The 10,341-nt window shown below is 61.3% G+C and carries 11 protein-coding genes; all 11 read left to right on the plus strand.

All coding sequences use genetic code 11. The features are described from left to right. Window positions 1-33 precede the first annotated feature (33 nt). The 11 genes from ubiE (at window position 34) to J3P77_RS20790 (ending at window position 10,264) form a co-directional block, all read left to right on the plus strand. The gene (gene ubiE / locus J3P77_RS20740; RefSeq protein ID WP_434678439.1) at window positions 34-804 is read left to right on the plus strand and encodes a bifunctional demethylmenaquinone methyltransferase/2-methoxy-6-polyprenyl-1,4-benzoquinol methylase UbiE; all 771 of its coding nucleotides are present in this window, start codon (window positions 34-36) and stop codon (window positions 802-804) included. After that, window positions 804-1,427: a ubiquinone biosynthesis accessory factor UbiJ gene (locus J3P77_RS20745; RefSeq protein WP_434678440.1), complete on the plus strand. Its 624-nt coding sequence runs from the start codon at window positions 804-806 to the stop codon at window positions 1,425-1,427. Before ubiE ends, J3P77_RS20745 begins: the two co-directional genes overlap by 1 nt. Further along, window positions 1,424-3,043 carry a ubiquinone biosynthesis regulatory protein kinase UbiB gene (gene ubiB / locus J3P77_RS20750; protein WP_434678441.1) on the plus strand — a complete coding sequence of 540 codons (1,620 nt, stop codon included), beginning with the start codon at window positions 1,424-1,426 and terminating at the stop codon, window positions 3,041-3,043. The genes J3P77_RS20745 and ubiB overlap by 4 nt, the downstream gene beginning before the upstream one ends. Window positions 3,044-3,110: 67 nt before the next feature. Continuing rightward, complete coding sequence (gene hisI / locus J3P77_RS20755; protein ID WP_434678442.1) at window positions 3,111-3,503, plus strand: phosphoribosyl-AMP cyclohydrolase; 393 nt, start codon at window positions 3,111-3,113, stop codon at window positions 3,501-3,503. 1 nt (window position 3,504) lies between these two features. After that, window positions 3,505-3,837 carry a phosphoribosyl-ATP diphosphatase gene (locus J3P77_RS20760; RefSeq protein ID WP_434678443.1) on the plus strand — a complete coding sequence of 111 codons (333 nt, stop codon included), beginning with the start codon at window positions 3,505-3,507 and terminating at the stop codon, window positions 3,835-3,837. Window positions 3,838-3,879: 42 nt separating this feature from the next. Beyond that, window positions 3,880-4,161, plus strand: a complete 282-nt coding sequence (locus J3P77_RS20765) for a twin-arginine translocase TatA/TatE family subunit (protein ID WP_434678444.1) — start codon at window positions 3,880-3,882, stop codon at window positions 4,159-4,161. 3 nt (window positions 4,162-4,164) lie between these two features. Beyond that, the gene (tatB, locus tag J3P77_RS20770; RefSeq protein WP_434678445.1) at window positions 4,165-4,635 is read left to right on the plus strand and encodes a Sec-independent protein translocase protein TatB; all 471 of its coding nucleotides are present in this window, start codon (window positions 4,165-4,167) and stop codon (window positions 4,633-4,635) included. Further along, entirely contained in the window at window positions 4,632-5,420 is a 789-nt protein-coding gene (gene tatC, locus J3P77_RS20775; protein ID WP_434678446.1) for a twin-arginine translocase subunit TatC, read from the plus strand. Before tatB ends, tatC begins: the two co-directional genes overlap by 4 nt. Next, a complete protein-coding gene (locus tag J3P77_RS20780; RefSeq protein ID WP_434678447.1) occupies window positions 5,417-6,124 on the plus strand; it encodes a 16S rRNA (uracil(1498)-N(3))-methyltransferase in 708 nt (235 codons plus the stop codon). Before tatC ends, J3P77_RS20780 begins: the two co-directional genes overlap by 4 nt. Before the next feature lie 166 nt (window positions 6,125-6,290). Beyond that, window positions 6,291-8,126: a methyl-accepting chemotaxis protein gene (locus J3P77_RS20785; protein WP_434682087.1), complete on the plus strand. Its 1,836-nt coding sequence runs from the start codon at window positions 6,291-6,293 to the stop codon at window positions 8,124-8,126. A gap of 197 nt (window positions 8,127-8,323) precedes the next feature. Further along, a complete protein-coding gene (locus J3P77_RS20790; protein WP_434678448.1) occupies window positions 8,324-10,264 on the plus strand; it encodes a methyl-accepting chemotaxis protein in 1,941 nt (646 codons plus the stop codon). Window positions 10,265-10,341 lie beyond the last annotated feature (77 nt).

Below are 10,341 nucleotides of genomic sequence, written 5' to 3' on the forward strand. Positions count from 1 at the left end.
AGAATGGCCCGCATTCTATTCCGGTGAAGCGATATGAACGATCAGCGCAAAGGCAACGATGCCGAACCTACCACTCACTTCGGCTACAAGAGTGTGCCGGAAAGCCAGAAGGCCGAGAAAGTCGCTGAGGTTTTCCACTCCGTAGCGGCCAAGTACGACCTGATGAACGACCTGCTGTCCGGCGGCATGCACCGCCTGTGGAAGCGGTTCGCCATCGAGCTGTCAGGCGTGCGTACCGGCAACCGGGTTCTGGATATCGCCGGCGGCACGGGCGACCTGACCCGCAAGTTTTCTCACCTGGTGGGCCCTACCGGCCACGTAGTACTTGCCGACATCAACGCCTCCATGCTCAAGGTCGGCCGTGATCGCCTGCTTGATCTGGGCATTTCGGGCAACGTCGAATTCGTCCAGGCCGACGCTGAAAAGCTGCCGTTCCCGGACAACCATTTCGACTGCGTGACCATTGCCTTCGGCCTGCGCAACGTGACCCACAAGGAAGACGCCCTGCGTTCGATGCTGCGCGTGCTCAAGCCTGGCGGTCGCCTGCTGGTGCTGGAGTTCTCCAAGCCGACCAACGCCTTCATGTCCAAGGCCTATGACGCGTATTCGTTTGCGTTCATGCCGTTGATGGGCAAGCTGGTGACCAACGATTCGGAAAGCTATCGCTACCTCGCCGAATCGATCCGCATGCACCCCAATCAGGAAACCCTGAAGTCGATGATGGTCGACGCCGGTTTTGACCGCGTGACCTATCACAACATGACTTCCGGCATCGTCGCTCTGCATCGCGGTATCAAGCCCTGATGCTGCTCCGGGCTCTGCTCGCCGGTGCCGAACATGGCATCAATCGGGTGCTGCGCATGGACAGCACGGCCATACCGCGCCTCGCCGCGCTGTCGGGCAGAGTGATCGCTGTCGACTGCCGTGATCCGGCGCTGCGCCTGTTCATCATCCCCAGCGATGAAGGGCTGATGCTCGCATCGGAATGGGCCGCCGAGGCCGACTGCACCTTGCGGGCACCTGCGGCCAGCCTGTTGCGCCTGGCCTTGAGCCGGGACAAGACCGCCGTGCTGCATGGCCCGGATGTCGAGCTCGATGGCGACAGCGGCCTGCTGCTTGAACTGGCCGGTGTTCTTCAGGACCTTGAGCTGGACTGGGAATACGAAGTCTCCCGCTGGCTTGGCCCGGTTGGCAGCCAGTTGGTTGGTGGACACTTGCGCAGCCAGGCTCGCTGGAGCCGGGATAACTTCGCCAGCATCAGCCGCAATCTCGCCGACTATCTAGCCGAAGAAACCCGCACGGTCGTCGGCAAACACGAAGCCGAAGCCCGTTTTGCCGAACTCGATCAGATCAAGCTCGATCTGGAACGTCTTGAGGCGCGCGTCGCACGCCTTGCCCAATCCTCTACTCCCAGCGATAACGCATGAAGCTGCTTGCCGTACGACGTCTATTCCGCATTCAACGTGTCGTGATCCGCTACCGCCTCGATGACTTGCTGTTCGCCCTGCCGCTACCCTGGTGGTTGCTCGCCGTGCGCTTCGTGCTGCCGTGGCGCTGGCTGCCACGTCGAGCGTCGGAGCTGAATCGAGGCGCGCGTCTGCGCCTCGCGCTGCAGGACCTGGGCCCGATATTCATCAAGTTCGGACAGATGCTCTCGACGCGCCGCGACTTGCTGCCCGAAGACATCGCCGACGAGCTGATGCTGCTGCAAGACCGCGTGCCGCCTTTCGACGAGCAGGTGGCGGTCAAGCTGATCGAAGATCAGCTCGGTGCGACCATCAACGAAGTGTTCAGCCGTTTCGACCTTACGCCGCTGGCGTCCGCCTCGGTGGCGCAGGTTCACTCCGCACGTCTGAAGACCGGCGAAGAAGTGGTGGTCAAGGTCGTGCGCCCAGGGCTCAAGCCGGTCATCAGTCAGGATCTGGCGTGGCTGTTCATTCTGGCCAGCACCGCCGAACGGCTTTCCGCCGACGCCAGGCTGCTGCACCCCGTGGACGTGGTCAGCGACTACGAAAAGACCATTTACGACGAGCTGGACCTGCTGCGCGAGGCGGCCAACTCCAGCCAGCTGCGACGCAATTTCGAAGATTCGCAGTTGTTGTACGTGCCGCAGGTGTACTGGGACTGGTGCCGGCCGAAAGTGCTGGTCATGGAACGCATCTACGGCGTGCAGGTAAACGATCTGGCGACTCTCGCCGACCAGCGCACCGACATGAAGCTGCTGGCCGAACGCGGCGTGGAGATCTTCTTCACTCAGGTGTTCCGCGACAGCTTTTTCCATGCCGACATGCATCCGGGCAACATTTTTGTCAGCACGGTCAATCCATGGGACCCGCAGTACATCGCCATCGACTGCGGCATCGTCGGTAGCCTGACGCCGGAAGATCAGGATTATCTGGCCCGTAACCTGTTTGCCTTCTTCAAGCGCGATTATCGTCGCGTGGCGCAACTGCACATCGATTCGGGCTGGGTGCCGGCGGAAACCAAACTCAACGAATTCGAGGCAGCGATCCGCACCGTCTGCGAGCCGATTTTCGAGAAGCCGCTCAAGGACATTTCGTTCGGTCAGGTGCTGATGCGCCTGTTCCAGACGGCTCGACGCTTCAATATGGAAGTCCAGCCGCAACTGGTGCTGCTACAGAAAACGCTGCTCCACATCGAGGGCCTGGGCCGTCAGCTGTACCCGGATCTGGATCTGTGGGCAACCGCCCAGCCGTATCTGGAACGCTGGATGCGCGAGCGCGTCAGCCCCAAATCGTTGTTCAGCAATCTGCAATCCCAGGTCGAACAACTGCCGCACATGGCCAACATGACCCGCGATCTGCTCGAACGCATGTCCCGGCCGCACGCCTCCGATCCGCCCAAGCCATGGCGGGAGCGCAATGATGGCTGGGCGCTGCGGCTGACCGGTGCGGCGCTACTCGCAGGCGGCGCTGTGCAGGCCTGGGTGATGAGTGAGGCTGGAACGCAGCTGCTGACGCTCACCGCCTGGCCCGCGGCGATCATGCTGGCGAGCGGGTTGTATCTGATCGTTCGCCGATAGCCAGCGGCGCGGGGCGCTGGCACACTGTTCAATCCGCCGGGCCTGAAACCCGGCTGCCGGAGTAGATATGGAAGACTGGCTGGACGAGATTCACTGGAACAGCGACGGTTTGGTGCCTGCAATCGCCCAGGACCACAAGACCGGCCGTGTATTGATGATGGCGTGGATGAACCGCGAGGCTCTGACGCTGACCGCCGCCGAAAACCGTGCAATTTATTGGTCGCGTTCGCGTGGCAAACTCTGGCGCAAAGGCGAAGAATCGGGGCATGTGCAGAAGCTGCACGAGCTGCGTCTGGACTGTGACGCCGACGTCGTGATCCTGATGGTCGAGCAGATCGGCGGCATCGCCTGCCACACAGGACGCGAAAGCTGCTTCTACCGGGTCTACGAAGATTCGGCCTGGAAGACGGTCGACCCGGTACTCAAAGACCCTGATGCCATTTATCACGCAGGCCACTGACATGACTGATACCTTGGCCCGTCTGGCCGAAGTGCTTGAATCGCGCAAGGATGCCGCTGCCGACAGTTCCTACGTCGCCAGCCTGTATCACAAGGGACTGAACAAGATCCTGGAGAAACTCGGCGAAGAATCGGTGGAAACCATCATTGCCGCCAAGGATGCCGCAGTCAGCGGCGACTGCAGCGACGTCATCTACGAGACCGCAGACCTGTGGTTCCATAGCATGGTGATGCTCGCCGCTCTGGGCCAGCATCCACAGGCCGTGCTCGACGAACTCGATCGCCGCTTCGGGCTGTCCGGTCACGCAGAAAAAGCCGCGCGCTCGGCTGACTGACCGGCTCTCCAATTTGAATTGAACGTCTACGAGGATTGCTTCATGGGTATTTTTGACTGGAAACACTGGATCGTCATTCTGGTGGTGGTTGTGCTGGTGTTCGGGACCAAGAAACTCAAGAACCTGGGCACTGATGTCGGTGAATCGATCAAGGGCTTTCGCAAGGCCATGAACGACGACGAGAAACCGGTCGATCCGGCTGCGCCGCAATCGGAGCAGACGTACACCCAGACTCCTGGTCAGGGCGCGCCTCTCAAGCAGCCGCATACTATCGACGCACAGGCGCAAAAGGTCGACGAGCCGACCCGCAAAGACCAGGTCTAAGCCATGTTTGGTGTCAGCTTTCAAGAACTGCTGCTGGTCGGGCTGGTGGCCTTGCTGGTCCTCGGTCCCGAGCGCCTGCCGGGTGCCGCGCGTACCGCCGGGCTATGGATCGGCAGGCTGAAGCGCAGCTTCAATACCATCAAGCAGGAAGTCGAACGTGAGATTGGGGCCGACGAAATCCGTCGGCAACTGCACAACGAACACATCCTGGCGCTGGAAGAAGACGCACGCAAACTGTTCAACCAGAATGCGCCTGCGCAACAGCCCCCGGCCGAGCAACCGGCGGTGGTCGAGCCACAACCGGCACCGGAGGTCGAAAGCGAGCCTGCCCAGACCGCGCCGCGCACGCACCTGTCGCTGGAGAAACCGCCTAAACCTCAGTTTTCCGCAGCTGCGGTTTCGACCTCCCCGGCGGCCCCGATGGCCACCGCGCCTTCCGTCCACGATTCGTCACTGCCACCGCGAGCCCCATGAGCGCCGATATCCCGGAAAATGACCAGCAGATGCCGCTGGTCTCCCACCTCACCGAACTGCGCACCCGTCTCCTGCGGTGTGTGGCTGCGGTGTTTCTGATCTTTGCCGGCCTGTTCTACTTCACTCAAAAGATCTACACGCTGGTGTCGGCGCCGTTACGGGTTTACCTGCCCGAAGGTGCAACGATGATCGCCACGGATGTGGCATCGCCGTTCCTGACACCGTTCAAGCTGACCATGATGGTTGCGCTGTTTCTATCGATGCCGGTGATCCTGCACCAGATCTGGGGCTTCGTTGCGCCCGGTCTGTACAAGCATGAAAAGCGCGTCGCCGTGCCTTTGCTGATCTCCAGCATCATTCTGTTCTACGCGGGCATGGCGTTTGCCTACTTCCTCGTGTTCCCGCTGATCTTTCACTTCTTTGCCAGCGTGACGCCGGAAGGCGTGTCGATGATGACCGACATCGCCAGCTACCTCGACTTCGTCATGACGCTGTTCTTCGCCTTTGGCGTCGCCTTCGAGATTCCGGTCGCCGTGGTATTGCTGGTGTGGATCGGCATTGTCGACGTGAAATACCTCAAGAAGGTCCGGCCGTACGTGATCATCGGCTGCTTTGTGGTCGGCATGATCCTGACGCCGCCCGATATCTTCTCCCAGACCTTGCTGGCGGTGCCGATGTGGCTGCTGTTCGAGCTGGGCATCGTGTGCAGTACGCTGATCAAGAAGCGTGGCGAGCATCCCGACGATCTTGAGAAGCAAGATCAGCCGCCTGCGACCATGCCGTGAACCTGCTGTTACTGGAAGAGGCCGATTTCATTGCGGCCGGCCGCGTCGTGCTGCGCGACCGGCGCCTGACACACATGCAGGAAGTGCATCGCTCGGCAGTTGGCGACAGCATGCGCGTAGGCCGCGTCAACGGCCCGATCGGCACCGCCGAAGTGCTGCGCCTGGAAAAGCACGAGGTCGAATTGCGCGTCGTGCTGGATAGCGAGCCGCCGGCCAAGCTTCCGCTCACGCTACTGCTCGCGCTGCCTCGGCCCAAGATGCTGCGTCGGGTATTCCAGACGGTTGCGACCATGGGTGTGCCTAAAGTCGTGTTGCTCAACAGCTACCGCGTCGAGAAAAGCTTCTGGCAGACCCCGTTTCTGGAGCCGGACGCGATTCGCGAGCAGTTGGTCCTCGGCCTCGAACAGGCGCGCGACAGCGTGCTCCCGGAGATCGTCATCGAGAAGCGCTTCAAGCCCTTCGTCGAAGATCGTTTGCCCGCGCTGGCTCACGGCACGCTCGGTCTGGTCGGCCATCCGGGCAACTTTCCGCCCTGCCCGCGTGCCGTTGATCGCCCCGTTACTCTGGCCATCGGCCCGGAAGGCGGCTGGATTCCCTACGAAGTCGACCTGCTGGGCCGCGCGGGCCTTGAGCCGGTGCAGCTCGGCGATCGTATCCTGCGTGTCGAGACCGCCGTCACCGCCCTGCTCGCCCGACTGTTTTAGGCTGTTCTGTCGACTCAATCGCTTCAGTTAGTGAATGATCCGCCGATCTAGTGGACATCCACCCAATCCGAACGAAGGAGTCGTCATGTTCCGCTGGTTTACTCAAGGTCTCGCCAACGCGAGTGTCAGCCTGAAGCTGGCGTTCGGATTCGGGATCGTGCTGTTAATGACGCTGATGATCACTGCCACGGCCTGGTTCAGCACCCAGTCGCTGATCTCCCGTGGCGACAGGGTCGCCGCGATCTCTGCAGTGAGCGAGTTGATCCTTGAGCTGCGCATCAATCGGCTGCGTTACGAAGCACTGTTCAATGCTCAAAGCGCCGACGCCGTCGTCCAGTCGCTGAACACGCTCGATGCGGCGCTCAACAAAGCCAGGTCGCTGCTGCAAACGCGCGAGAGTCAGCAACATGTAGACGCTCAGATCCAGACCGCCGCCGAGTATCGCCAGGCTTTCGGGCAGATGACCAAGGCCATCGAGGTACGCGAAGGCACTCGCAAGCTGATGGGTGACAGTGCCGACAAGGCGGTCGCTGAAGCGGACAAGATCGAAGCCGAGCTGCTTCAGTCGGACAACATCCTGGCCTTCAATAGCATTGTCGGCGTCAGCAAGCAGATCCAGCAGGCGCGCTTTCAAGTGCGCGGCTACACCTACAGCGGCAAACCCGAGTTCGAGCAGAATGCTAATGCCGCTATTGACGAAGCCATGACTGGCGTCAACACCCTGGCTGGCGACATTCCCTCGTCTTTCCTGCCGCAATTGCAGCAGGCCATTGCGGGCCTCAAGGCTTACCGCGGCGCTGTCGCCCAATATCGCGATGCTCAGGCTGCCAGCAAGGCGGCCCTGGAGACAATGGCGCCGCTGGGCGAGCGCTTGTTGACCATCAGTGAAGAATTGCTCGCCGACCAGAATGCCAAGCGCGACCGGGACAGCGCGAAAGCCCTGACGATGATCATGGTCGCCACGTTGCTGGCCGTGGTGTTCAGCATCATTGCCGCCCTCATCATCACCCGGCAGATCACCGTTCCGCTGAACGACACCCTGCAAGTAGTGGAGCGCGTAGCCTCCGGCGACCTGAGCCGCGACCTCACCATCAACCGCAGGGACGAACTGGGCAAGCTACAAGGCAGTATCCAGCGCATGACCATCAGTCTGCGTGAGCTGATCGGCGGAATTCGCGACGGCGTAACACAGATCGCCAGCGCCGCCGAGCAATTGTCCGCCGTTACAGAACAGACCAGTGCCGGCGTCAACAGTCAGAAGGTCGAAACTGATCAGGTCGCGACCGCCATGCACGAAATGACCGCCACGGTTCAGGAAGTTGCCCGCAACGCCGAAGAAGCTTCCGAAGCCGCAGTGGCTGCTGACCAGCAGGCGCGCGAAGGCGAACGCGTTGTGGGCGAGGCCATCACGCAGATCGAGCGACTGGCGTCAGCGGTCGGCAAGTCCTCTGAAGCCATGGGCGTGCTCCGGGTGGAAAGCGACAAGATCGGCAGCGTGCTGGACGTTATCAAGTCGGTGGCCGAACAGACCAACCTGCTCGCGCTTAACGCTGCCATCGAGGCTGCCCGTGCGGGCGAAGCCGGCCGCGGCTTTGCCGTGGTCGCGGACGAAGTTCGCAGCCTGGCGCAACGCACCCAGAAATCCACGGAAGAAATCGAAGGCCTGATCGCTGGCCTGCAGAGCGGCACGCAGCACGCCTCGACCATCATGGACAGCAGCCGCGAGCTGACCGTCAGCAGCGTGGAACTGACCCGACGCGCCGGCGGCTCGCTTGAGTCCATTACCCGGACAGTTTCCGCGATCCAGTCGATGAACCAGCAGATTGCTGCTGCTGCCGAGCAGCAGAGCGCAACCGCCGAAGAGATCAACCGCAGCGTGATCAACGTGCGCGATGTGTCGGAACAGACCTCCGCCGCCAGCGAAGAAACCGCCGCGTCCAGTGTCGAACTGGCGCGCCTGGGCAACCACCTGCAAGTTCTGGTCAGCCGCTTCACTGTCTGACACTCGCGATACGGCCCTGCATGACGTTGGTGTCGGCAGGGCCGCCGAACTGTGACCCGCTTCACCTCATTTTCTCCATCGGAAAATTCCCACGGCCGCTTCAGGTCGCGCGATCCCGGCACCTGCCGATGAGTTCGTAACGCAAGCCTCTGTATCGCCAGAGGCCCGCTTTCGTACGAACCCGCAGGAGATACGCCATGTTTCGATGGATCGCCCAGTCACTCGGCAATACAAGCGTGAAGCTCAAACTCTCGCTGGGCTTCGGCCTGGTGCTGTTGTTGACCCTGGCCATAACCCTCACTGGCTGGCATGGTCTGGACACTATGATCGAGCGCTCCGAGTCGCTCTCCTCCATCGGCCACCTGAGCGACCTCACCAAAGATCTGCGCGCCGAACGCATTATCTTTCGCTCTGAAAACACACCTGAGAACGCCAAACGGGTATTCGATCGGCTCGATGAACTGGAGGCGCACCTCAGCCAGCTGCGCAAGGACATCGATGACGAGCGCAGCGTGGCAATGCTCACCGAGCAGAGCCAGCTGGTCAGCCGCATGGAAACGACCTTTGGCGATATCGGCGTTGACCGAAAGGCTGCCGACGAGTCTCGTGCCAGGCTTGACCAGCAGTCCGAGCAGGCGGTAAAGGCGGTTGCGCAGGTCGAAGCCGAAGTGCTCAAAGCCGTCAGCCAGGAGCAGGACAACAGCGAACGCATGGACGAATTCACCAATATCTCGCAGCTCAAGCAGCAGATTCAGGTCGCGCGGTATCAAGTCCAGGCTTACACCTTCACCGCGAAAGAGGCGGACGAAGCCGCGGCCATCGTCGCCATCGATGAAGCGTTCAAGGAAGTGCGGGAGATCTCTCAGGATCAGGCGGATGAGAATATCCAAGGGCTCAAGCCCGCCAATGAAGCCTTGCAGAGCTACCGCGACCAGTTGAGCCGCTTCAAGGAAATTCGGGGCAGGCTTGAGGCAGGCCAGGAAAACATGGAGGCGCTGGGCGACAAGATGCTCAACTCGGTGGCCGAACTGGTGAGCCTGCAAAGCACGCAACGCGACCATGAAGCGACTGCCTCACGCACGACGCTGAGCACCGTCGCGGGTATGGCGCTGTTGATCGGGGTGCTGGCCGCTTGGGTGATGACTCACCAGATCATCACCCCATTGCGCCAGACACTCGCTGCGGCCGGGCGCATTGCCAAGGGCGATCTGAGCCAGGACCTGCACGTGAAGCGGGCCGACGAGATGGGCCAGTTGCAGAGCAGCATGCAGGCCATGACTGTCAGTTTGCGCGAGTTGATCGGCGGGATCGGTGACGGCGTCATCCAGCTTGCCAGTGCCGCCGAGCAGCTGTCTGCCGTGACCGAACAGACGTGCGTGGGAGTCAATGATCAGAAGGAAGAGACGGAACAGGTCGCCACGGCAATGAACCAGATGTCGGCCACCGTGCAGGAAGTTGCGCACAGTGCGCAGCAGGCTTCGGAAGCGGCGGCACACGCCGATCAGCAGGCCCGCAATGGCGACGCTGTGGTTGGCGAGGCGATCGACCAGATTGAGCAGTTGGCGCTGGAGGTGGGCAATTCCACCCAGGCCATGAATGTGCTCAAACAGGAAAGCGGGAAGATCGTGGGCGTGCTGGATGTGATCAAGTCGGTGTCTCAGCAGACTAACCTGCTGGCACTCAACGCAGCCATCGAAGCCGCTCGCGCCGGTGAAGCCGGTCGCGGATTTGCCGTGGTTGCCGACGAGGTGCGCAGCCTGGCGCAACGCACTCAGGAATCCACCGAGGAAATCGAGGAGCTGATTGCGGCTTTGCAACACGGCACACAACAAGTCGCCACGACGCTGGATGCCAGTCGCAGCCTGACCGATAACAGCGTTGACCTGAGCCGCCGGGCCGGCAGCGCACTGGAGCAGATCACCCGTACCGTTGCGTCGATTCAAGACATGAATCGGCAGATCGCCACCGCCAGTGAGCAACAGAGCGTGGTGGCTGAGCAGATCAACCGGAATGTCATCAGCGTGCGCAACATCTCCGAGCAAACCGCCACCGCCAGCGAAGAAACCGCCGCCTCCAGCGTGGAACTGGCACGATTGGGCAGCCAATTAAAAGCGTTGGTGGGGAAATTCCGCGTTTGAATGCCGAACCGCGTAGGAGCGCGCTTGCCCGCGACGACGTATGCACAGGCACTGATACTGCGTCGGTAGAATTACCG

Source organism: Pseudomonas sp. R1-18, assembly GCF_051132095.1.
GTDB lineage: Bacteria > Pseudomonadota > Gammaproteobacteria > Pseudomonadales > Pseudomonadaceae > Aquipseudomonas.

What these genes read in the sequence shown, in the direction of transcription:
- J3P77_RS20765 (WP_434678444.1), top strand. Translation starts at nt 3,880, where the DNA reads ATGGGTATTTTTGACTGGAAACACTGGATCGTCATTCTGGTGGTGGTT.
- J3P77_RS20785 (WP_434682087.1), top strand. Translation starts at nt 6,291, where the DNA reads ATGACGCTGATGATCACTGCCACGGCCTGGTTCAGCACCCAGTCGCTG.
- hisI (WP_434678442.1), top strand. Translation starts at nt 3,111, where the DNA reads ATGGAAGACTGGCTGGACGAGATTCACTGGAACAGCGACGGTTTGGTG.
- ubiB (WP_434678441.1), top strand. Translation starts at nt 1,424, where the DNA reads ATGAAGCTGCTTGCCGTACGACGTCTATTCCGCATTCAACGTGTCGTG.
- J3P77_RS20745 (WP_434678440.1), top strand. Translation starts at nt 804, where the DNA reads ATGCTGCTCCGGGCTCTGCTCGCCGGTGCCGAACATGGCATCAATCGG.
- tatC (WP_434678446.1), top strand. Translation starts at nt 4,632, where the DNA reads ATGAGCGCCGATATCCCGGAAAATGACCAGCAGATGCCGCTGGTCTCC.
- tatB (WP_434678445.1), top strand. Translation starts at nt 4,165, where the DNA reads ATGTTTGGTGTCAGCTTTCAAGAACTGCTGCTGGTCGGGCTGGTGGCC.
- ubiE (WP_434678439.1), top strand. Translation starts at nt 34, where the DNA reads ATGAACGATCAGCGCAAAGGCAACGATGCCGAACCTACCACTCACTTC.
- J3P77_RS20790 (WP_434678448.1), top strand. Translation starts at nt 8,324, where the DNA reads ATGTTTCGATGGATCGCCCAGTCACTCGGCAATACAAGCGTGAAGCTC.
- J3P77_RS20760 (WP_434678443.1), top strand. Translation starts at nt 3,505, where the DNA reads ATGACTGATACCTTGGCCCGTCTGGCCGAAGTGCTTGAATCGCGCAAG.